This is a genomic window from Caballeronia sp. LjRoot29 (assembly GCF_964252755.1).
In the GTDB taxonomy this organism is placed as follows: domain Bacteria; phylum Pseudomonadota; class Gammaproteobacteria; order Burkholderiales; family Burkholderiaceae; genus Caballeronia.
In genome coordinates this window covers 65,742-89,200 of sequence record NZ_CAXUPU020000007.1, presented here as the reverse complement: position 1 = coordinate 89,200, position 23,459 = coordinate 65,742, and the positions used below count along the sequence as shown (strand labels likewise).

The following is a 23,459-nucleotide window of genomic DNA, read 5'->3' as shown; positions in this document are numbered from 1 at the left end:
TCAATGTGTTGAAGCAGCCGTAGCGGCACCGGACGGCGCCTTCACGAACCAGTAGTCGATCAGCCAGTCCTCGGCGTAGTAAGAAGTCGGCGAGACTTTTGGGAAACCCATGCGTGACCGATATCCCACGCGCGTATTCGGTGCGTAGTACTCCGGCACAATGTAATAGCCGTTGATCAGGATGCGATCAAGCGCACGCGTCGCCGTCTCCAGATCGCTCAGTGTTTGCGCTTTCAACGCAGCGTCGACCATCGCGTCCGCAGCTTTCGACCGCACACCCGGGTAATTCTCCGAGCCCGGCTGCGAGGCCGCTGCGCTGCCAAAACGCCGCGTCAGTTCGCCACCCGGAATGGTGACAGGCGCATAGATAAACGTGGTCATGTCGAAGTCGAATGCGTCCATGCGCTTCTCGTACAACGCGCTGTCGAGTTCTCGCAAGTGCGCCTGTATGCCGAGCGTCTGCAACTGCTGAATGTACGGCAGGATGACCTCGTCCATGCCGGGCTGGTCGTCCATGATCTCGACGGTCATCGGAGTGCCGCCTGCGTTGCGCAACGCGCCGTCACGGTACTGCCAGCCCGCATCGTTCAGGAGCGCCTGCGCTTCCCGTAGATTAGCGCGCAACGAATGGGGTGGAACCGTGTCGGGCTGCTTCACCATCGGGCCGAACACGGCGGCGGGGAGCATTGATCGATACGGCTCGAGCAGTTTCAGCTCTTTCGCATCCGGCCAGCCCTGCGCGCCAAACGGGGAGTCCTGAAAGTAACTTCCCGTGCGGCGATATTGATTGTAGAAAGCCAGCCGGTTCAACCAATCATAGTCGAAAGCCAGCGTCAACGCCCGACGCACGCGGGCGTCCGCGAACACTGGCTTGCGGGTATTGAAGAACATGCCCTGCATTTGTGCCGGGCCATCGGGTATCTCGACTTTCCTGAGCGAGCCGTTGCTGAAGTTCTTGCCGATGTATTTCCGCGCCCACGTCGATGATGAATACTCCACGCGCAGGTCCGTGTGACCCGCCTTGAAATCTTCCAGCGAGGTGTAGTGATCCGTGAAGAGCCGAAATGTGACCCGCTGGAAGCGATACATGCCGCGTCGCGACGGCAGGTCGGCGCCCCAATAATCCGGGTTGCGCCGGTACGTGATCTGCTTGTCGTTCTTGCGTTGCTCGATCAGGTAAGGACCGCTTGCCACTGGCGGGACATCGGATATCTGGTCGAACGGCGGCCGCGTGCCATCCGCTTTCATGCCCCACTTCGGCGAGAAAACCGGCAGGTCCCCCGCGATCAGTGGTGCGTCGCGGCGTGCTTCCTTGAAGTCAAAGCGCACCGTCAGGCGGTCCACAACGGTCGCGCGGCTGATGTTGGCGAACTGCGAGTTGTAGATGGGCGCCGCCTCGTGGCTCGACAACATGTCGTATGAATACTTTACGTCGGCGGCGGTGATCGGGTCGCCATTGGAAAAACGCGCGTGGGGATTGATATGGAACGTGGCCGACTTGCCGTCCGGAGCCACCGCTACGTCGTCCGCAATCAATGGATACTCCGACGCCAGTTCGTCCCAGCTTCGCTGCATCAGCGTGTCGAACATCAGGTTCTTCAGGTCGGGCGCCGGCGCGCCGCGGACCAGGAACGGATTCATCGAATCGTAGCTTTGCAGTTCGTCGTAATTCTGGAAATTCATGTCGCCGTTGGCCGGCGCGTCCGGGTCCGCATAATCGAAATGCGTGAAATCCGCCGGGTATTTCGGCTCGTCGTATTGTGCGATCGACGGCCGCGCGAATGCTTGGGAGGTAACGAGCAGTGCTGCAACGCTCAGCGTGAAAAGAACCCTATGCATTGTCGCTTGCCGCCATCGTCGTGAACCAGATTTGCACGTTACCAGTACTCTCACGGGATGATCCCGTTCGGTCATAGAAAAACACGGCGCTGCGCTCAATGCTTGATGATGTACATGTCTGCGCTGCGGTAATGGTCCATCGGGTTTTTTGTGGAATAGCCGCCCACGTAACTCTTGACCAGGCGCACCAGCGTGTATTGCAGCAGCGGCAGCATCGGATAGTCGTCCATGGCCACCTTGCCCGCTTCGGTCTGCAATCTCTGGCGCGTAGCCGGGTCCGTGGAGTCGGACGCCTGGTGCATCAGCGCATCGGCTTTGGGGTTGCACGCCTGGTTGTCGTTCTGCTCGGAACCGCATTGAACCAGCGTGAGGAAGGTGCTGGCGTCGTTGTAATCAGCCACCCAGCCGTTGCGTGCGATCTGGTAGTCGCCATCGTGCCGCTTCTTGAGCAGCACCTTGAATTCCATTGCCTGAATCTCGGTATCCAGGCCCAGTTTTGTCTTCCATTCGGAGGCCGCGAAGATGGCCATCTTCTTGTGATACTCGCTCGTGTTCATGGCGAACTGCAACTTGGTGCCCGGCTTCACACCCGCCTCGGCCAGCAGCTTTTTTGCTTCATCCACGCGTTTTGCCATCGGCCATGACGCCCAGTCGTATGCGCTGACATCGGCGCCCTTCACGCCCTTCACGATCACGCCATACGCCGGAATCTGCCCGTCGGCTGTCACGCGCTGCGCCAGGATGTCCCGGTCGATGACCATGGACAGCGCCTTGCGCACACGCACATCCTTCAGCAGCGGGTCCTTGTTATTGAAGGAGTAGTAACGCAAGCCGAGCATGGGCGCCGCGCGCATCTCGTTCGGATACTCCTGCTTGTAGCGGGCATAGGTGCCGGACGGAAGCTGGTTCACCCAGTCGTTACCGCCGGATTCGTACAGCTTCACGTCAGTGTTCTCGTCCTCTACCGGAAGGTATGTGACCTGGGTCAGCTGCACGTTGGCAGCATCCCAATACAGCGGGTTTTTCGCCACCACGAGGCGGTTGTTCACTTGCCAGTCCTTCAGCATAAAGGCGCCGTTGCTGACCAGCTTGCCCGGTTTGGTCCAGTCCTTCCCGTACTTTTCGACGGCCGCCTTGTTCACCGGACCCAGGTTCGTATTCGACATCAGGTCGGGCAAGAACGGCACCGGATTCGGCGTCTTGATTTCGAGCGTGTACGGGTCGAGTGCGATCACGCCAAGCGACGCCACTGGCTTCTTGCCTGCCACGATGTCTGCCCCGTTCAGCAGGAACATGCCATACGTGGTTGCATACGGCGAAGCCGTTTTAGGGTCGACGAGACGCTGGCATCCGTAAACAAAGTCAGCGGCGACAACCGGTTCGCCGTTGGACCATTTCGCATTTTTTCGCAGATGAAAGATCCATGTAGTGGGATCTTTCATCTCCCACTTTTCCGCGACGCCGGGCACCGTTTCGCCGTCGGTACGCGTGGCGGTCAGCCCCTCGAACAGGTCCCGCGCGACGGTATTAGCCGGCACGGACTCCGCTACGTTTGGATCCAGCGTCTCGACTTCAGTGCCAATGTTTCGCACCAACTCTTGCTTCGCGGCGAGCTGCACGCCGGGAGGAACAATTGCCGCCTGCGAAGCGCCGGCGAGCGTGAAGCCGCTCAGAACCAGTGCCGCAGATGCACGGCGAAGACGGATGGAAGAATGAGGACGAAGTGCGAGAAACATCTGGAAACTCCTGGTATTCGTGACTTCCGCGCTCGGCTTTGACTGCAGCCTGGAGCACGTCATGCGATGAGGCATCGAAAGATCAATACGTAAAAACGAAAGGTCCGGAATTCCAAAAACAAGGCCGCTCCGGCGCCGTATCACGCGCGCCGAAGCGACCGCTCCATCAGGCAAACAGACTACAGCGATTTCAGAACTTGTACGTTGCGCCAACTTGCGCGAAACGGCCGATGTTCGTGTAGATCGACTGGTCGTAGCCATTCTGATCCAGCGTGCCATTTGCAAAGACTGCATCGTACGGCGGCGCACGATTGAAGATGTTGTCGATGCCGCCGAAGATCGTCCAGTGCTTGAAGCCCGTGTACGTCATCATCAGGTTGAACTGGCTGTACGATCCCGCGTGGGACGGACCGGCAGCAACCAGGTTTTGCGCGTACGGACCCGTGAACTGCCACGTCAGCGCTGCGTCAAACTTGTTGTACGCCCAGTCCAGGGTGGTGTTGCCTTTCCAGCGCGGGAAGCTGCCGCCGAACGGCTGCGTGAGGGTGTAGTCATTACCCGCACCATTCACCGGCGACTGGCCCGGCGAGCCGAGCTTGAAGCTGTTGATGTAAGCCCAGTCAGCGGACAACGTGAACGTCCCGGTCTTCGTCGACAGCGTCTGGCGGAACGTGCCTTCAAAGCCGTTCGTATCCAGGTAACCCAGGTTCATGTACGGGATGACCTTGTACAGCAGATTCCCATCTGCGTCGGTTACGGTCTGGGAAGGCGAGCCTTGACCAATCACGTTGTCGACACGAATCTTGTACCAGTCCAGGCCCACATCCGTCGTACGGGTGGGCGACAGCTGGAAGCCGATGCTCAGGTTCTTCGTGCGTTCGGCTTTCAGGTCCGGATTCCCTTCCGTGATCGACGTGTAGTTCTGGCCAGTGGCCTGGTCGACCTGAATACCCAGCGTTTGCGAGTTGCTGTTCTCAACGAACGTCGGTGCGCGGAAGCCACGGTTGTACGAGGTGTACATCGTCAACGCCTGAACCGGCTGATAACGCAACGCGAAACGCGGCGAGAACGCACCACCCACATCGCTGTAGTGGTCGTAACGGCCCGACTGGCTGAACGTCAACGCGCGGACGATAGGAATGTCCACCTGGTAGTACACGGCAGCCACGTTGCGCTGGCCATTCACCGTCTGCAGATTCGGGTTGATGACCTGGCCCGTTTCGAATGCCGCACCCGGGTTCATCACTTCACTCTGGTGAGTGAACTGTGCACCGAAGCCGAGACCTACATCACCCGCCGGCAGACTGAAGAGGTGTGGCGTGGACAGCGTTGCGTCAACGGTATCGAGCTTCGAGATCGCGAGGTTGTTCGCATCCTGATACAGCCCGTTGAGGCCGTTCGGCGTTGCCGCAGGATTCGAGAAATCGAACGTCCCGTTCTGGTAAATATTGGTCAGTGCCGCGGTGTTGAGCTGGTTCGTATAAGTGTTCGAAACCGTGCTCTGCGAGTGACTGACTGACGTTGCCCAATCCCACTCGCCGTTCGGCAGGTTGAACGAACCCTTGATGCCCGTTGACGCGCGCCAGTAGGTGGCATACGTGTCTTCCGCTACCGCGCCCGGGAACGCATACGTGAGCGGCGTGGCTACCCCGTACGGGTTGTACGGATTGCCCGCCGGCACCGTGAAGTTGAACGGCGAAAGCAGCTTGGTGTTCGGATTCCACACGAGTGCGGGAACCTGCGGATTCCCGACTACGTTGCCCCACAGACCGTCATTCGTCGTGGTCTTGTTGCTGCTGATCAGGAAGTCACCAAACGCTGTCGTCTCGTCGTTGATCTTGAAATCAGCGTGAAGCTTCGCGTTCAGACGCTCGGTCATCGGCGCGATCGACGTGCTTTCTGCTGTGTTGTAGCCGCAAATCGTGCCCGGCAATCCCGATGTCAGCGAGTTGGTGCCTGCGGGATGCACAGCACCGCCGTTCGCACAGCCGCTCAACGCCTGCACGCTGCCGTCGGGCAGGTTCCAGTACGACGGCGCGAGCAACGAATGGCCGCCCGGCTGATTGGTGAAATCCTGGGCGCTCGTCGCGTCGCGGTCGGCAAGCGTGAAGCCGTTCGACTTGTAGTAGCTCGCTGCAGCCGTCACGTTGAAGCGGTCGGCGTTGAGGTCGCCAAAGCCGGCGAGCACGCCGAACTTGGTCGTGCCCGCGCCGCCGCCCTGGCTGATGGCGCTGCCGTAGCTGCCGTCGAGTTGCAAGCCCTGGAAGTCATGCTTCGTGATGATGTTGACGACGCCTGCGATGGCGTCCGAACCGTATTGCGACACGGCGCCGGTCTTCACGATTTCGATGCGGTCAATGGAGTTCAACGGCAGCGTATTCAAGTCGAAGAAGGAGTCGACGCTGTTCGAGAAGAACGCGAACGGAGCAACGCGCTGTCCATCCACCAACACGAGCGTGTATTTTTCGCTAAGGCCGCGCAGAGCGATGCCTGCCGCGCCTGCCGCGAAGTTGCCGGACTGGCCTTCGCCCCAGCTGTTCGCCGAGTTGGCCGAGGTCGTGCGCAGATAATCCGCGACCGTCGTGGCGCCGCTGTTCTGAATGTCTTTCTGCGTAACCGTCTGCACCGCATTGAAGCCAACCTTGTCGGCGCTGCGAATCAGCGACCCGGTCACTTCAAATTTCTTGATTTGCTGGACGCCCTTTTCAGCAGTCGGTGTCGCGGTATTGTTGTCTGCGGACGGTGTTGCAGCGGTGCCAGATGCTGGCGTCGCCACTGCCGCTGCCGGCGCGCTTTCCGTCGTGGTTGCGCCTGCAGCAGTTCCTGTGGTGGCCGGCTGGCTTTGCGCAAACGCCGGTACGGCGAATGCGGCTGACAATGCTAACTCAGCCCAGACTATTCGTTTGATGGCCAGCGCCAATGCCCGTTGTTTCATTTTTCCCCTTCTCGCTCGTAAGTAAGGCACAGCTGTGTGTGAGGCGAGGTCTTGTGAACCTCGCCACTCGATATACGGCGTTCTAGCGCCGCGCTCCGTTAAAGCTGACCCGCGCTTGAACTGACCCGCAAACTGGTCAATCACGCACCAGATTGCACATGCAGACAAAAAGACGGGACACTTCAAATACTTCAATATCGGACTACTTATTTGTTGCAAACGAAATGCGCAGCGCTGCTTAGTTTTTTTAACTTCAACTACTTTGTGTGATGGGCCGGGAAATGTCTTCCCATCCATTCCACCTTACATCTATCCATCAGTAATGCTTACAAATACGAAGCGACTGCTTCTAAAGAAAGTACGAAGCAAAGGGGCTTAGAACAATCTTGGTGTGCCCACCCAAACAATTACCGCTTCTTCACGAGCGGTGTTGCACCAGGCGTGGGGCACGGTGGACTCGTAATGCGCGGTGTCACCTGCCTGCAACACGAACGTTGTACCTTCCAACGTGAGCGATATCTGGCCGCTCATCACATACAGGAATTCTTCTCCTGCATGTGTCGTGACTTCCGATGGATTCTGTCCCACCGGCATCCTGACCAGAATCGCCTCCAGCTGGCCGCCGACGGACAAGTTCGTCAGCCTTCCAAAACGGTTCGCGGTTCCGTCAAACCCAAAGTAGCTCAGCTCGCTCCCTCTGCGCACTGACCTGTCTTCGGTAGGCGTGTCGACGAAGTACTGCACCGTCACGCCGAGAGCCCGCGCAATGCCAACCAGAGAGGTAATGGAAGGCGTTGCATGACCTCGTTCCACCTGCGATAAAAAGGGCTTTGAAATCCCTGCAATCGTTGCCACTTCATCCAGCGTGCGCTTGAGCCGTTGGCGAAGCGCGCGAATTTTACTTCCTATGGAAACTGCGACCTGTGCCTTGTTATCGAGTGGCAAAACCATAGCAAGACAGAATCCCGTGGTCAAAATTAGTTTGTATACCAAACTATGTTTTACTGAATGCAGCATCCTCCCTAAGACACGCGCCATATGCCCGGTTAGTTGCCGCGATGGATGGTTCAATCAATGCGATCGTCGGGATACTTTCGCACTTGCCTAAAGCGGGGCGATGCGCACGGCAATTGCACACGCGATCATCGCCCTTCGCAGGATGGGACATGTTCAACCGGGATACCGTTACTTGTTACTCGTTACTTCGACGCCACCAGCACCCACAATCGGGCGAGGTCGGCTGAACCGTCGGAGCCTTTCACCGCACGGAACGTTTGCACCGCACGGGTTTTGTCGCCTGCCACGAAGTAGGCCACGCCGAGATGCAGTTGCGCCTGATCAGGATGATCCAGTCCACCCTTCGCGATCGCCGCCTCCATGGCCGCAAGTCCTGGCTTGGTTTGACCGGCGAAGACCTCGTTGAAGCCGATATCAACAGGCGCCACAGGGTTCGACGAATCAGCCGGCGCTTGTGCCCGCTTCACAGCCAGCGCCTGCAACCGCTTTTCGCGATCCGTCTGTGCATCGTGACCCAGAACGCCTGATGTGAATCCCTGGTCGATCACCTGCTTGCCCTCGGCCGTGGTGCCCGCGACGATAGCGAGCTGAGTCATCTCCATGTAGTCATCGACGGTTGTGAGCGACCCGGTTGCGCGACGCAGCCGATAGGTGTCGATATCGAGCACAGACGAATAGCCCGGCTTCGTGCGAATCGATTGAAACAGGTCATCCCAGTAGGATTGCTTCGGGTGATACGCCACCAGCTTTTCGAGTGCACCGCGGTACGTCGTGTCATCCTTCACGCGCTGCGCGCACGTGCCGAGCAACTGCAGTTGCGACTCATCGGGCGCATGACCGGCATGCACTTGCGCGTCCACCGCGGGCTTGAGCAAACTCACCACATTGGCGCAATCGTTCGACAGGTAGTAAGACTGCACGAGCAACGTGCGCATATCGGGATCGCCGCCGCCTGACTTCAGGTAACGCTGCGCGACCTTGATAGCCTGCGGGTAGTTCTTTTCCTGGAAGTAGATGCCCGCAAGCGCCGCGGTCGTGCGTTGTTCATCGGCGCCGCTCAGGCGTCCCGAACTCAGCAACGTTTCGTAGGCTTGCGCAGCCACGGCGTTGTTGCCCGCCGCCGCCGCAGCAGCGCCGCGCATTTCTTCGACCATGGTGCTTTCATACGGCGTCTTGCCGGGAACCGCTGCGGCCTGATCGATCTTCGTCAACGCATCGTTGTACTTGTGCGCGCGATACAGATCCTGCGCGGCGTTCAGCGGCTTCGCCACATCCGGGCGCAACGTGTCCGCGGCATGCGCCGTGACCGGCAGCACGGCGAGCGCGGACAGTCCCCCAATGGCCGTCGCCATCACGGCGCGTTTGAATCGTTGATGGATCGTTAGCATTGCACTTCCCTATTGCATGTACTGCTCATTGCCGATCAGGCCGATTTTCGTCGCGCCCAATCGCTGAGCGGACGCCATCACCGCCGCGACATCTTTGTACGGCACCAGCTTGTTGGGCCGCAGATGAATTTCTGCCTGCACCGGTTCAGCCGCCACCTGTGCGAGCCTGGATTCGAGCGCCGCACGGTCCGGCACCGCTTGACCGTTCCAGGTCGTGGTGCCGTCGAAGTCGATATCGATCTGCACCACTTCAGGCTGCGTGATCGGCGGCGGCGGATTGCCGATCGGCATGTTCATCTTGATGGCGTGCGTCTGGATCGGAATCGTGATGATCAGCATGATCAGCAACACCAGCATCACGTCGATCAGCGGCGTGGTGTTGATATCGACCATCACGTCCGGCTCAGCGCTGCCACCGCCCGACGATACGTTCATTCCCATTGTGCGTTCCCCTGCAAAGCTAGCCTCCCCGCGGAGGCGGCTCAGTAATAAACGAAACCTTGGCGATACCGGCGCGCTCGCACTCGGTAATGACCCGGCCGATGAATTCGTAACGCGTGTTCTGGTCGCCCCGAACGTGCACTTCCGGTTGCGGCGTCTGGACCGACACGGTCTTCAGGCGTGCCAGCAGCGTCGGCGCATCCACCTGCTTCTCGTTCCAGAAGAAATCGCCGTCGCGGTTGACCGCAATGACAATACTTTTCGGTGTGGTCTGCAGCGGCTGGATCGTCTCTTTCGGCAGTTGCACCGGAATCGTATGGGTCACCACCGGAATCGTGATCAGAAAGATGATCAGCAGGACCAGCATCACATCGACGAGCGGCGTGGTGTTGATACTGGAGATGACCTCGTCGTCATCATCTTGCCCAACGCTCATAGCCATGACGAACTCCGCTTATTGGGCAAGCGCTGTTTCGCGAGCCGTAGCGCGCGCCGAGCGCCGGCTGCCGGCGAGCAAGACAGTGTGCAGTTGCGCGCCGAACGCACGAACACGCTCCATCACCGACTTGTTGCGGCGAACCAGGAAGTTGTAGCCCAGCACCGCCGGCACGGCCACCGCGAGACCGATTGCGGTCATGATCAGCGCTTCACCCACCGGACCTGCAACCTTGTCGATCGAAGCCTGACCGGCAATACCAATTGCCGTCAGCGCGTGATAAATGCCCCACACCGTACCGAACAGGCCGACGAACGGCGCTGTCGAACCGACTGTGCCGAGAAACGCCAGGCCGTCTTGCAGACGATTCGATACGTTAGTGATCGCACGCTCGACCGAAGTGTCGATCCACGTGTTGCGGTCGACGGCTTCGAGCAGCGCTTCGTTGTGATGTTCGCCCGCTTCAATAGCGGTCTCGGCGATGAAGCGGAACGGCGAGGCTTCATCGAGCATCTTCGCGCCTTCAACGAGCGACGGCGCGCTCCACAGCTGCTCGTCGGCACTCTTTGCACGGCGATTCGCGCGGAATTGCTCGAAGAACTTGGTGATCATGATGTACCAGCTGCCCATCGACATGAGCACCAGCAAGATCAGCACGAAGCGTGCAACGAAGTCACCGTTCTTCCAGAGCGCGCCGAGCCCGTACGGGTTGTTGACGGTTTCCGACGTAGCCGGCTGGGGCGGCGGCACGGCTTCGTCCGTGGCCGAGCCGGCCGTTTGCGGTGCTGCGGTGGCGGGTGCCGTAGCCGACGCGGTAGCATCGCTAGCTTGCGCGTGGGCCATATGCGGTGCCACAAAGGTATCCACCGTGGTTACGGCGAACAACAGGGTTGCCGCCAATGCGGCGAGAGTACGCTTTTTCATGCCTGCTCCAAGTTCATTAGTACAACTTCTAAACCAAGACTGATAAATCGCTACCGGTACCGAACAGCCAGTGGGGATCAGTTCAGGTTAAACGAGAACGGAACTTGCACACGGACGGGTTGGCCTTGGGAAACGCACGTGAACTGCTTGACCGCGTTGAACGCTGCGCGATCGAGTGAGGAATCGTCTGCCGACTTGGCAACGCGTTCATTCGTGATGTGGCCCTGCGGGTCGACTACGAATTCAATGAGCACATCGCCCGTCACATTGTTTTCCTGCGCTTCTTTCGGGTAGCGGATCGAGGACCGGATCTGGTCCGAGTTCGGACACACGACGCCAACCTCGGTGCTTACCGGCTTGGTCGGGGCGGGCGGCGCTGGCGGAGCGGGCGGCGCGACAGCGGGTGCAGACACGACAGGCGCGGCCTGGTGCGTGATGGTGGGCTGCTGCGGCGGCGTTTGCACCTGCACTTCCGGCGGCGGCACGAACGGCGGGGGCGGCGGCGCAAACTTCGGCGGCGGCAACTGCACGGTGGGCAACGGCGGCGGCGGAGGCGGCTTCACCGGCTCGATGATTTTCGTTTCAATAGGATGCTGGATGACCTGAACGACCTTGGTGGCCAAGCCATTGATGAGCGCATAGATCAGCACGATGTGCAGGAGCAGAACAACAGCGATACCGCCGAAGCGGCGCACCGGGTTTTGCTGCTTGCGCCCAAACTCACGCGGACGCCCTGGCCTTCCCAAATTGGCCGTTGCTGCCGGAAATTGCCCTTCGACTTTCGTACCCACCTTTACTCCTCCGGCGTGAACCGTCTATTTCTGTCACTGCAATGCACTTGCGTACGGCAACCAACGCTCACTTCGGGCCAGCGCTTGCACCGCCTAACCGCTTGATTTGCACTCCAAAATTTATGCTGCAGCGCGCAAATCGGATGCGATGACGGAGGTACGGCTACGAGGCGCCTCAGCAAGTTTTCCTGCTCACCGAGCGATCACTTAATGACCACATTCAGTTAATTCTGTCCCGCGCAATCACTTACGCCCCTCACGCATTCCGATCTTTCTTTAACACCCGGGGGCATTTTAACGAAGCGCTTCTGCTGCTGAACTTTCCAGCGTGATTGTCACCGGCGTTTCATGGGATGCGACGATAGCAGGACAAAAAATGCATGGTCAAACTTTTTTTGATGTCAGCATACTCAAATTAGAGAGAACGCTCTAACTAGTGCCGCTTTTGCGTTGTCGCAAAACAATAACCTTATCTCAAGCGGATATGGAGCCGCCTTTGAAAGCCCGGCAATTGGGACCGGGTCGCTTATTGCAGCGTTCTGATATCCGTCGCGGGCCGCTGACCCATAGACGACACGACACTGATAGAACGCTTACTGGGTGGACCTTGGCGATGATTTCGCACGCTGGGAACTGAGCGCTGAAGGCACGTCGGACGCGACGATCGAGCACTCACGCGCACCTGGCGTCAAGGGCTACAAAATTAAAATCTCGAAAGCGGCGTGCGAAAGTATTTTTAGCGGTATTTACGACACTTCAAACAGACATTCTCAATACGTCATTATTAAATTACAGAAATTATTCTGATTTATTACATATAACTAACGGCATCGATAATAGCTGTGGCATTGTCGGTAATTAGTTCTCGCTGAGCTTATTCCCACTGACTCATAACATCTAGTTATAACCCATAATATATTCGCATTCTCTGGGGTTTATGTTTCTCGACCACATAACATCCTGTTATAAACCATAATGAATTCGCATTTAGCAGATTATTGGAGATTAAGCCGGATGAATAAAAATTATTAGTTGAAAGAAAGCGTCGAAGGCTGATGTTCGTTCGCTGGCCAATCTGCAAGTTCACATGTACAGAAGCATAGGTCGACATACCTGTCATCCGCCGGATGATGCTTAGTCAGTCGATTCATCAAGATAACTAAGCAATTTCGACGATGTGTTTCTTGGCCCGCCTCACACTTCGTTACCCACTGATCTCCCCGCGGGCGATGTGCAGATCGTGTCGCCGTTCCATCCTAGCGTTGGCGTTGCTCAAAAATTCGCTCGCCGTCGACGACTTCATCTGTCGAGTCTGCGTCCGGTCCACTTGATCGAACTAAGCAGTTGCCTACAAGCGGCACTTCAATCTGGTCGACATCGTATAGCGGGTTCTACCCACTCTGACGTCCAGTGCGAGTTGCGACCGCAAGCTTGCCTTACCGCCCTTATCCGCCACATCCAAGTCAAATTCGGACAAACGCGACGAGCGAAGCCCCACACAATGCAGTTGCGGAGAAACGTTGCCGATGCGCGTCAATGCGGTCTACAAAACATACCGCGCTGCCAACTTCTGGATTAATCGCACTATTCCTATACGAACGATCCGACGGCATCACGAGCCGGCATCGACACCTGCCTCGAGGGGTTCATCATGAACCTGTTAGCTTTTCGCACGCCTGTCCTCTACGCGGCTTGTCATCGCTGTGGAAACACGTTGACGCAAGGCGAAGAAGAATGCCCGCATTGCGGCGCGGATCAGTCCCGGGCATTGCGCGCACCGAACTCCGTCGACTTCAATAGCAGCAACGTGATGATGATGCCGGGCCGCATGCACGTGCCGTATCCGAGCGTGCCCGAGGAAGTCGACGCGGCAATGAATATCGCGCGGGAACGTGCTCGCGTTGTCCGTCGCGTAACGTTCGGCGTGGCGGGCGGCGGACTGCTCGCCATCGCGCTGGCGCTGAATTACGCCCCCGGCCTGAGATCGCCCGTGGTGCAACGGCTTGCAGCACTGCCGGAGCCCGCGAGGACACCTGCGTTCGTTCCGGTCATGACCAACAGCACACCGAAGGCCGTTGCACCGGCCAGCGCGGCGAAGGTTGTTGCGGCCGCGAAGCCAGCGCCCCCTATCCCGGTGAGCGCGGCCAAGGCCCCGCCGGTAAGCCGTCCGACGCCCCCCGCAGCGACCTACGCGGCAGCCCGGCCAGTGACGCAGTTGCCGGTGCCTATACCGGCTCCCGCGCCAACGCCCATAGTGGCAACGAATCCAGCAACGAACACAGCAACAAATCCGGCAACCGAAATAATCGCGTCGATCATGAACAAGCTGACGGTCGCCGCTGGAGTCCTGCGCACCGAGATTTCCACGCTCGCGATGAGTTTTTCGTCAGATCCGGCTACGCCGGCAACATCGAACGCATCTGCGCCTATTGCCGAAACGACCGCTACACCCCCAACAATCGCAACTGCGCCAACCACAGCGGCGAAAGTAACGAACACGCCGACCGTGGTCGCTGGACCGATATCAAGGAGTCCGACGAACCCGCCGGCTGTCACTCCCGCATCGAAAAATACGACGCCTTCGGCACCTGTCGCGTTGGCACAGGACACACCTGCTGCGCCACCGTCCACGATCGCTCCAACCGTCAGTACTCCGTCGCTCGCGGTTTTACCACCGGCGCCCAGCCCTACCGCCACCGCCGATGTCCCCATCGCCAGCCATGCACCGCAGCCGCCCGCGCTGGTGGAAAAGGAACTGCCGAAGCTGTCGTTGCCGCCAGTCATGCCGGTTATCGCCATCGAGCGTCCGCCGGTGGGCAGCCCGGGCGAAAACCTCTATTTCGCGCGCCTCGCGCTGGGCACCAACGACCTGAGCGCAGCACGAAAGAACCTGGCCAACGTGCCCGCGGATCAGGTCAACAGCCCTGAGGTCCAGCAGATACGCGACGATCTCGCCCAACGCGAAGCCGCGCGCGATACCGCCATGCAACACGCCCGCACATGCGACCGTTCGGCTTCATGGCGATGCGCACGGCGTTATGCAAAAGACGCGCTTGCCATCGACTCGAGCTATACGGACTCGCGCGTATTCCTGAAGCATGTGGCTTTCAAGATTGCTGAAGCGAAGAAGGCAGCCGAAAACGCGCAGATCCAGAATGCGGCCATCGCGCAACGCGGTCCGTTGCATCCGGCGCCCATCCGCGAGGCCGTGGTAATTCCGGCAATCCCGCGCAAGGCGCCAGTTGCGAGCGCGGATAGCACTCCGAGCACGCCCAGCGCTCCGAGCACGCCGGCCAGTACGCCGCCGCACTTGTTCGCCAACCCGGTCGCGCGCGCGCCACGCGAGACCCACGTAACGCACGAGGCTCACGAGACCCGCGCCGAGCCGGACACGCGTGAACCTATGGTGTGGACTTTCAGCCCCGTACGCAACGCGAGCACGGAGGCGTCCGAATCCAAAGCGCTGGAAGACAACACGCCTATTCGCCCGGCGGGCCGTGGCGAAGCGCATTGAAACGCAGCGAAGCTGCATCGAGGCTTGCACCCACCTGTATTGCGGATGCCGTATTGCGCAATACAGGTGGGTCAAGCTTCGCCGCTAATTACGCGCGCCTACCCCGCAGGAATCGTCACGATCGGCGTCTTCGCGTCCTGATTGGTTTCGGCTAGCGCCATTAACATCTGCACGATCGTGAACGCGTACTTTGAATCAAAGTCGCGCCGGTCGATCCAGTATTGCGATGGCCCGTACTGAATGTCGATATACGCATCTTCCGGCGCCTTCTTACCCACGTTGACAACAATCGTCGGCCGCGTCTCCACGCCGATCAATCCAATCGTCGGCTTGGTCGACCCGTGCGTCACCAGCTCATCCGGAACCCGGACCTGCGCGCCAAGGTCCGTCAGAATCCCGAGCACGGAACGCGTGACCATTGGAATCCGTTCGCCACGCTGAGCCGATTGCCCATACACCACCTCGTAGGTCTTGGTTTTCGGCGAGAGCTTCAGCAGCCTGCGCACCAGCGCGAGATCCGCCGACGTATCTCCGCTTTCGCCGCTCGTGGTCGCGCCGAGCGTGAAATAAACACGGCCGCCTTTATCTTCATCCCGCGACTCGACGTTGAGCTGGCCAGCTAGTTGAAGCCGTCGCAATGCCTGGATCAACTCGAAGAAGCCAACGCTGCCGTTCGCGTTCGGGCCGCCCATCGCGTTCGCGTTCTGCAGGCCGCCAATCGACTGCGCGGTAATGCGCAACAACAAGTCGATTGGAATCGCGCTCTCTGCCAGCGGCAGGACGAGCGTCGGCGCAAGCGGGCGAATATAGGCCGTCGCGAACGCCTGCCCTGTCGTTGGCGTGAATGTGAACGTTGGATGATTGGAGTACGAAACACTGCCGTTGGCCGCAGCGAAATTCTGCGTCGTGTCGCCTGCGCTGAGCGTGGAACCGGCGGTGGCATCGAAGGTATAGGCGGCAATGATCTGGCTGACGCTCAAGAAGGCGGGCGAATCCGCAAACCGGATGCCGACAATAGCCGCGAGTATTTCTCGCTTCTTGGCTTCACCGAGTGCTCTTGCATAATCGACCTGATCGGCCTTGAGACGGTTTGCACCAAGCGTGGTGCAACCGCTGGCGGCGACGCAAACACACAATACAGCGGACATCAGGGCTTTTCTTCTCATTCACGAGTCGACCATCGTTAGTGCGGGCAGCAGGCTGCCGCCCAGCCAACGGCCGCCGTCGCAACTTTCGTTCCCCGCCAATGCGTTAGCAGACCGTGCAAATGTCGATGGGCTCGGTTGATACCTTTTCCGTCAGCAATCCGTCAGTTAGCATTCGTGGTCGCCGGTGCGCCGGTCGCGCCCGTTGCACCTGATCCGTAAGTGGCTTTCTCGGCCTTCTGAATGTCGTTCGGATAGTTCGACTCGCTTGCCGTCGGCCTATACCCATGGTTCTCCAGATTTTTCAGATCGGCCTTTTCCGATGCGCGAGTGGTCGGTCCATTACCCGGTTGCGCCGTGGCGCCCGTCGCTGCGGACTGCGCATAAACCGGGTTAGTGAAAGCTAAAGAAAGTGCCGCGCATGTAAGCGTGGATGCAAGGAACACTCGCGAAAAATGAAAATTCGACATGGTCGTCTCCCGGGTTGTCGTTACTTGCACAGCATTGGGCATTCCCGGGATACCGGCATGGACCTACATACGCGAAGTCACTGCCCGTTCGCCTTGTCCTCGGCCTTGCGCAAATCATTCGGGTAATCGTTGCGATCCCCCGCGGGGTTATAGCCGTTCTTCTCCAGCTTGCTTAGTTCCGCCGAGTTCTTTGCCCGGGCCGCTTTTCTATCGGCTTTGCGTTGCGCTTTCTGCGCCTGCTTAGGCGTTAGGGGTGCCGGCGCCGGCGTGGCCGGCGTTGCATCGGTACTCTGGGCAAATGCATCAGGCGCGCCGCCCAGCACGATGCCGAGCGAGGCGAGAACCGTGATTGAAGCAATCCGTGCGCGTGGCATGGCATCCGCCTTCTGTTAAAAGCACCCGGGCGCATCGGCATTGCGCCGGGCCTGCCGCATATTCAAGCTATAAATTCAGTCGCGCCGCTGCGCGCTCGACGATGGCAGCGCGCTGAGCACGCCCTGCTTCACCGCGACTCCACAGCAGATCCACCACCGCCTTCGGCGCCGTGTCGGGCGTACCTGAATTGAAGGGCGGCGCGGGCGCATATTCCAGCTGAAGCTGAATTGCCTGCGCTTCCGTTTCGCCGATCAAGCCGGTAAGCAGCGTCAGCGCAAAATCGATGCCCGCCGTCACGCCGCCGCCGGTCATCAGGTTGCCGTCCTGAACAACGCGCTCCTTGACAGGAATCGCGCCGAAGCTTTCCAGGAAATGATGGGCCGCCCAGTGCGTGGTCGCGCGCCGTCCGCGCAGCAAACCAGCCGCTCCCAACACCAGCGCACCCGTACACACCGATGTGACGAAGCGGGCCTGCGCCGCCTGCCGCCGGATGAAATCGAGCGCGATGTCATCCTCCATCAATTCGCCGACACCCAATCCGCCCGGCACGCACACGACATCGAGTGCGGGGCAATCGGCGTAGGTGATGGTGGGCGTCAGCACCAGACCGCTGGTCGCCTGGATCGGATCGAGCGTTTTTCCAATCAGGTGGACGGTCGCTTCCGGCACAGACGCAAACACGTCGTGCGGCCCGGTCAGGTCGAGTTGCTGAACGCGTGGGAAGACGAGGAAACCGATATGCAATGTCATGGCGATGAACCTTCAAATGGAAGTAGACGCACCTACAATACCTCGCTACGATTTGGCGAAATTGTCAATCAACCCTCGTTTCACGCCAACCCGGTTTCAAACCATGAACAATGCTCCGCGCCGTGTCGACATCCTTGCGTTTGCAGACGTCCAGTTGCTCGACGTCGCCGGACCGCTCCAGGCGTTCGCCTCCGCCAATGAACTCTCGCTGGCGCGCGGAGCCGACGCACCGTATATAGCGCGTGTTGTCGCTGCAACTGCAGGGGAGATCCAGAGCACCGCGGGCCTCGGCCTGTTCGCCCAGCCCTTGCCGGCCGCTCAGCAAACGACCGACACGCTGATCGTCGCGGGCGGACGCGGTGTGCATGCGGCATCGAAAGATCCGGCGCAGGTGGCCTGGGTCAGGGAGCGCGCGGCACAGTGCCGGCGGGTTGCATCGGTATGCACGGGGGCATTTTTGCTGGCGGCCGCGGGCTTGCTCGACAAGCGCCGTGCGGTTACGCACTGGGCGCATTGCGAGCATCTTGAAGCGCGTTATCCGGCCGTGCGCGTCGACCCCGCGCCCATTTTTATCCGTGACGGCGCGCTGTGGACGTCGGCGGGCGTGACAGCCGGCATCGATCTCGCGCTGGCATTGATCGAGGACGATCTCGGCAGCGCGCTTGCGCTCGATGTAGCACGCGAACTCGTGGTGTTCCTCAAGCGGCCGGGCGGTCAGGCGCAGTTCAGCACAACGTTGGCAAAAAACCGGCGATCGCTTCGGCGAGTTGCACGCTTGGATCGCCGAGAACATGTCCGCCGATTTGTCGATCGCGATGCTGGCCGAACGCACGGGCATGAGCGAGCGCAGTTTCGTGCGCCACTATCGGGCGCAAACGGGGATCACGCCTGCTCGCGCCATCGATCAACTGCGCCTGGAAGCTGCGCGCCGACTGCTTGGCGATACGTCGTTTCCGGTCAAGCGGGTGGCCGCGCGGTGCGGATTTGGATCGGAGGAAACCATGCGGCGCAGCTTCCTGCGTTCTATAGGTGTCACACCGCAGGCTTACCGTGAGCGTTTCTCGGCAGGAGGACACTGACGACACAAACGCGTCAGGCCGCGCCACAGTCACACAGGACTAATGCTACGGCAGCGCAGCAACGTTATTTAGCACGGCCGTTCGAGCCTTGGCGCATGCGAAACATTTATTCTTTCGCGATAATGCTGCATTGCGCCTTGCTCACAATCCACAATTTCCCGTCAATGTCCATTATCGATGTCCCTAACGACCCGCTCACGCGCGTGATCGCGCCTCATGGTGCGGGGCCCGCCGAACTCGCCCTCGCTATCGGCGGGCTGGCTATCGGCACCGGCGAGTTCGCGTCCATGACCATCTTGCCGGTCATCGCGAACGGCCTCGGCACTTCGCTGCCCGTGACCGGCCACATCATCAGCGCTTATGCGTTGGGCGTAGTGATCGGCGCGCCGCTCATCACCATTTTCTTCGCCAAGATCCCGCGCCGCGCGACGTTGATCGGCTTGATGCTGATGTTCGCATTCGGCAACCTGCTCAGTGCGCTCGCGCCAAATTACACGCTGCTGCTGATCGCGCGCTTTATTTCCGGCGTGCCGCATGGCGCGTATTTCGGTGTAGCGGCGTTGACCGCCGCGTCGCTCGTGCCGCCAGACCGGCGCGCGCGGGCGGTGGGACGCGTGATGCTGGGACTGACGATCGCCAATATCTTCGGCGTGCCGCTCGCGACCTGGCTCGGTCAGTGGCTCGGCTGGCGCGCGGATTTCCTGCTGGTGGGCGCGCTCGGTATTCTTACGATGATTGGCGTGCGCATCTTTCTCCCGCCCATTCATGCGGGTGGCGCCACGCCGCGCCGCGAGCTTGGCGTGTTCAGGCGCCTGCAGGTCTGGCTGACACTGTCGGTGATCGCGGTCGGATTCGGCGGACTATTTGCCGTGTACACCTACATTACGCCGACGCTGCTGAACGTGACCCACGTGGCTCCCTGGCGCGTGCCGCTGCTGCTCGGCGCGCTGGGTGTCGGCATGACGGCGGGCAGCCTGATTGGCGGCGTGCTGGCCGACAAGTCGCGGCTGTGGACCATCTTCGGCATGCTGATCTGGAACGCCGCTGCGCTGGCCGCTTTCGCCTATTCTTCGGCCAACGAATGGACTGCCACGCTCAACTTGTTCGCGATGGGACTCGGCATCGCCGTGGTCCCCGCCGTGCAGACGCGCCTGATGGACGTGGCCGGCGACGCGCAGACCGTTGCCGCCGCGCTCAATCATTCGGCCTTCAACATTGCGAATGCGTTGGGCGCGTGGGCTGGCGGCGTAGTGGTCGCGATGGGTTTCGGACTCGAGGCGACGGGCTGGACCGGTGCCCTGCTCGCGTGTGGCGGAATTGTGCTGCTGGGTGTTTCCGTGGCGGTCGAGCGACGCTCACTGATGTCCGGCCCCGCGACGGCATGCAGTTCGTCGGGCGCGTGATAAAAGCCCTTTATCAAAGCCCTTTTTTGAAAACGCTCAAGCCGTAAGCTGTGCTGCCGTTATAGTGATCAGGTGCGTGCATGCGCGTACAAACGTAGGAGCGGGTATTTTTGACGCCTCCAGTGTCCGAATGAAAAATAGACATATCGACATCGAACGAGATTGAATCAGGAGCCGGGGCAGCCTTCGGCTCGGAGCGCCGATGAACGTCCTTTCCGCTAACCCCAGCACGCCGATGGCCGGCGTCAGCAGCGACAATTCCGCTGCAGACGTCGCCCGCACGATCATTGACCCGACGCGGTGGACCCACGCGGAAAGCTCGGTCGATGTGCTGTTGCGCAGTGCCGGGTCGAAAGTCGATACCACCGCCTGGGCGTGGTATCAGGTCGGCGAGGACATGCATCTGGCGGGTCAGGGCGATGCAGCGCAAATGTGGCCCAACCTTCTCACCGCCGACACCTTCCATCCCTTTTGCACGGCGCAGCGCCTGTGTCTCTGGCCAACGGGCAGCGGCGAAAGCATTCTCGGCTGGCTGCTCGCGCCTGCCAGCCACGCGGGAAGTCCCGCGCTTGCCAACCTTGCCCGCAGCCTGGGTGAAGCCCTGCAGACCGACGCGCTGACGCGGGCACAAAATACCCAACGGGTACTCTACGAAATCGCCTACCTTGCGAGTTCCGTGCGCGAACGGTCAGCGTTTTTGCTCGGCGTACACCGGCAACTCGCCACGCTGATCGACGCGGAAAATTTTTACCTCGCGCTTTACGACGCGCCGAGCGGCAGAATCACGTACCCGTATTACGTCGATGTGATCGATACCTGCGCGCTCGAATGTGCGATGTACGACACCCTTGATCCATCACGCTTGTCGCTGACGGGCCAGGTGCTGACGACGGGTCAGCCGATGCTCATCGACAGCGCCGGGATCCACGCCGCCGAGCAGGAAGACCGCTTCTTTTGCGTGGGTGATTGCCCTGAATTTTGGATGGGTGCACCGCTCAAGAACGCTTCCGACGAAGTCTTCGGCATGATCGCCATGCAGGTGTACGACGTCTCGCGAATCTACAGCCTGGAGGATCGCGCGCTTTTCCTGGTCGTTGCGCGGCATGTGGCAATGGCGCTTGACCGGATACTTCATCGGGACGATCTGGAAGAAACGGTATCGCGCCGCACTGCTGAGTTATCCGAACTGAATCGCGCGTTGAGGCAGGAAATTGCAGAGCGCAAACGCGCCGAACACTTGCAAGGTGCGTTGTTCCAGATTGCTGAATTGTCGAGCCGGCATGGCGACATGATGGAGTTTTTCCAGAGCCTGCACGGGATTGTCGGCGAGTTGCTGTATGCGCAAAACTTCTACATCGCGCTGGTCGACAGCACGACGGAGACCGTGTCCTTTCCTTATTACGTCGACGAGTTGCTGAACGATCATCCCATGCCACGGCGTAACCGGCGCGGCTTGACCGAGTACGTGATCGGACAACGCCGTCCCTGTCTGATCGACCTCGCTGAAGCCACGCGACTGATTGACAGCGGCGAGATAGAGCGTTCAGGCGAGAGCATCAAGCTGCGCTCGTGGCTGGGCATTCCGCTGTTTGATGGTGACGTCGTACGCGGCGTGCTTGCTGTTCAAAGCTATTCCACGCGCGTGCGTTACTCGCTACGCGACCAGGAATTGCTGACGTTCGTCTCGCGCCATATCGATACCGCCCTCTCGCGGCGCAGCGCCGCCGAAGCCCTGCATGCCGCCAACCATGAGCTTGAGGAGCGCGTGCAGAATCGCACGCGCGAACTCGATCTCGCCAACGCCCGGCTGCAACACGAAAACTCGCACGACGCGCTCACCGGGCTGCCGAACCGCAGCCACTTGCTGCAGCGGCTGAGCGAGGCGTGGCACGATCATCATCGCGAAGGCGAGCAATTGGCCGTGATGTTTATCGACCTCGACCGCTTCAAGGTGGTGAACGACAGTCTTGGGCATCACTTCGGCGACCTGCTGCTGATTCAGGCCGCGGCCCGTCTGCGTAGCTGCCTGCGCGATGTCGATCTGCTCGCGCGTCTCGGCGGCGACGAGTTCGCGGTGCTGTCGCCGGGTGCGCCGCTCGATACGGCCGTGGCTATCGCCGAGCGGATCCTGGCGGCGTTCGACTTGCCGTTTCACATCGACGATCACGTGGTGTTTTCGTCGTGCAGCATTGGTATTGTCAGTCCCGACAGCCAGTTTCACAGCGAGCCGGCCGATCTCCTGCGCGATGCCGATACCGCGATGTATCGCGTGAAGAACGGCGGCCGCGACAGTTTCGTCGTATTCAACCATGCGCTGCGCCGCGAGGTGTCGGACCAGGTCGAACGCGAAGGGGCATTGCGCAATGCGCTCAAGCGCGACGACGAACTGGTGCCGTATTTTCAGCCTATTGTCTGCGTGAACAGTGGCCAGCTTGTGGCGCTGGAAGCGTTGATCCGATGGCGCCAGCCCGACGGCCGCGTCATTGCGCCGGGCGAATTCCTGCCGGCGGTAGAGGGTTTGCGTTTGATCGGGCGGCTTGATCTCTACATGCTCACTCGCGTTGCGGTAATTCTCGCGCAGCCGCAGCATGCTGACTGGCCGCCCGTGCATGTGAACTGTTCGAGCTACAGCATGACGCGCCCTGAGTTCGCCGACGACGTCCTCGCATTGCTCACGCGTCATGGCGTTGCGCCGGCGCGGATCTGTCTCGAACTGACTGAGGGCGCGCTGGTTGCCGAGCCCGAGATGGCCAGGCGTTCAATGCAGCGTCTCGCCGATCACGGCATGTCGGTTGTACTCGATGACTTCGGCGCTGGATTTTCGTCGCTGAGTTACGTGCATCAATACCGTTTCAGCGGCCTGAAAATCGACCAGTCGTTCATCTTCGAGCTGACGACGAGTCCGCGCAGCCGAGCGATCGTACGGGCAATCGTGCGGATGGCGGAGTCGCTGGACCTGACGGTCGTGGCGGAAGGCGTGGAAGACGCAGCCACGCTCGCGGTGCTGCGCGAGATGGGTGCGGCGCAGGCGCAGGGGTATTACTTCGCGCGGCCCATGCCACTGGAAGAGCTTTTGCTGACCACGCTCGCGCCGCGTTTGCAGGTGCTGACTCAAGAGCCTTGAGAGTTTGATCGTTCGGTTGCCTGGTCGCTGAATACCGCGCTCGCGACGAAGCTTTGTGACTTCGCCTATCCTGTGAGCTGATCCGTTACGGC

The 23,459-nt window shown here is 60.0% G+C and carries 16 protein-coding genes and 1 pseudogene; 4 read left to right on the top strand and 13 right to left on the bottom strand.

The window, feature by feature from the left end:
• The 9 genes from ACSQ83_RS10815 to ACSQ83_RS10775 form a co-directional block, all read right to left on the bottom strand.
• Positions 1-1,839 carry an extracellular solute-binding protein gene (locus tag ACSQ83_RS10815; RefSeq protein ID WP_436228127.1) on the bottom strand — a complete coding sequence of 613 codons (1,839 nt, stop codon included), beginning with the start codon at positions 1,837-1,839 and terminating at the stop codon, positions 1-3.
• A 95-nt stretch (positions 1,840-1,934) separates the two neighbouring features.
• Positions 1,935-3,575 carry a peptide ABC transporter substrate-binding protein gene (locus tag ACSQ83_RS10810; RefSeq protein WP_436228126.1) on the bottom strand — a complete coding sequence of 547 codons (1,641 nt, stop codon included), beginning with the start codon at positions 3,573-3,575 and terminating at the stop codon, positions 1,935-1,937.
• A gap of 190 nt (positions 3,576-3,765) precedes the next feature.
• Positions 3,766-6,510: a TonB-dependent receptor gene (locus ACSQ83_RS10805; RefSeq protein WP_414951226.1), complete on the bottom strand. Its 2,745-nt coding sequence runs from the start codon at positions 6,508-6,510 to the stop codon at positions 3,766-3,768.
• Positions 6,511-6,885: 375 nt separating this feature from the next.
• Positions 6,886-7,461, bottom strand: a complete 576-nt coding sequence (locus ACSQ83_RS10800) for a helix-turn-helix domain-containing protein (RefSeq protein ID WP_414951225.1) — start codon at positions 7,459-7,461, stop codon at positions 6,886-6,888.
• Positions 7,462-7,709: 248 nt separating this feature from the next.
• Positions 7,710-8,915, bottom strand: a complete 1,206-nt coding sequence (locus ACSQ83_RS10795; RefSeq protein ID WP_436228125.1) for a tetratricopeptide repeat protein — start codon at positions 8,913-8,915, stop codon at positions 7,710-7,712.
• Between the two features lie 9 nt (positions 8,916-8,924).
• Positions 8,925-9,356 carry an ExbD/TolR family protein gene (locus tag ACSQ83_RS10790; RefSeq protein ID WP_299718451.1) on the bottom strand — a complete coding sequence of 144 codons (432 nt, stop codon included), beginning with the start codon at positions 9,354-9,356 and terminating at the stop codon, positions 8,925-8,927.
• Between the two features lie 19 nt (positions 9,357-9,375).
• On the bottom strand, positions 9,376-9,798 hold the full coding sequence (locus ACSQ83_RS10785; RefSeq protein ID WP_414951223.1) for an ExbD/TolR family protein: 423 nt from the start codon (positions 9,796-9,798) through the stop codon (positions 9,376-9,378).
• Positions 9,799-9,810: 12 nt separating this feature from the next.
• Positions 9,811-10,716 carry a MotA/TolQ/ExbB proton channel family protein gene (locus ACSQ83_RS10780; RefSeq protein ID WP_414951222.1) on the bottom strand — a complete coding sequence of 302 codons (906 nt, stop codon included), beginning with the start codon at positions 10,714-10,716 and terminating at the stop codon, positions 9,811-9,813.
• Between the two features lie 77 nt (positions 10,717-10,793).
• Positions 10,794-11,507, bottom strand: coding sequence for an energy transducer TonB (locus ACSQ83_RS10775; RefSeq protein WP_414951221.1), 714 nt, complete (start codon positions 11,505-11,507; stop codon positions 10,794-10,796).
• 1,651 nt (positions 11,508-13,158) lie between these two features.
• Here ACSQ83_RS10775 and ACSQ83_RS10770 point away from each other — a divergent pair.
• Positions 13,159-15,021 (top strand): hypothetical protein, encoded by a 1,863-nt coding sequence (locus ACSQ83_RS10770; RefSeq protein ID WP_436228124.1) that lies wholly within the window; start codon positions 13,159-13,161, stop codon positions 15,019-15,021.
• 98 nt (positions 15,022-15,119) lie between these two features.
• Here ACSQ83_RS10770 and ACSQ83_RS10765 read toward each other — a convergent pair whose 3' ends face one another.
• The 4 genes from ACSQ83_RS10765 to ACSQ83_RS10750 all read right to left on the bottom strand — a co-directional run bounded on the left by ACSQ83_RS10765 (position 15,120) and on the right by ACSQ83_RS10750 (position 17,761).
• The gene (locus ACSQ83_RS10765; protein WP_414951218.1) at positions 15,120-16,187 is read right to left on the bottom strand and encodes a hypothetical protein; all 1,068 of its coding nucleotides are present in this window, start codon (positions 16,185-16,187) and stop codon (positions 15,120-15,122) included.
• 143 nt (positions 16,188-16,330) lie between these two features.
• A complete protein-coding gene (locus ACSQ83_RS10760) occupies positions 16,331-16,636 on the bottom strand; it encodes a DUF4148 domain-containing protein (protein WP_436228123.1) in 306 nt (101 codons plus the stop codon).
• 77 nt (positions 16,637-16,713) lie between these two features.
• Positions 16,714-17,010, bottom strand: a complete 297-nt coding sequence (locus ACSQ83_RS10755; protein ID WP_414951216.1) for a hypothetical protein — start codon at positions 17,008-17,010, stop codon at positions 16,714-16,716.
• A 67-nt stretch (positions 17,011-17,077) separates the two neighbouring features.
• Positions 17,078-17,761, bottom strand: coding sequence for a DJ-1/PfpI family protein (locus tag ACSQ83_RS10750; protein WP_436228122.1), 684 nt, complete (start codon positions 17,759-17,761; stop codon positions 17,078-17,080).
• A 103-nt stretch (positions 17,762-17,864) separates the two neighbouring features.
• On the opposite strand from ACSQ83_RS10750, the pseudogene ACSQ83_RS10745 reads away from it, so the two are divergent.
• The 3 genes and pseudogenes from ACSQ83_RS10745 to ACSQ83_RS10735 all read left to right on the top strand — a co-directional run bounded on the left by ACSQ83_RS10745 (position 17,865) and on the right by ACSQ83_RS10735 (position 23,367).
• Positions 17,865-18,840, top strand: a pseudogene (locus ACSQ83_RS10745) (GlxA family transcriptional regulator).
• A 164-nt stretch (positions 18,841-19,004) separates the two neighbouring features.
• Positions 19,005-20,243, top strand: a complete 1,239-nt coding sequence (locus tag ACSQ83_RS10740) for an MFS transporter (protein WP_436228121.1) — start codon at positions 19,005-19,007, stop codon at positions 20,241-20,243.
• Positions 20,244-20,445: 202 nt separating this feature from the next.
• On the top strand, positions 20,446-23,367 hold the full coding sequence (locus tag ACSQ83_RS10735; protein ID WP_436228120.1) for a sensor domain-containing phosphodiesterase: 2,922 nt from the start codon (positions 20,446-20,448) through the stop codon (positions 23,365-23,367).
• Positions 23,368-23,459: the final 92 nt, after the last annotated feature.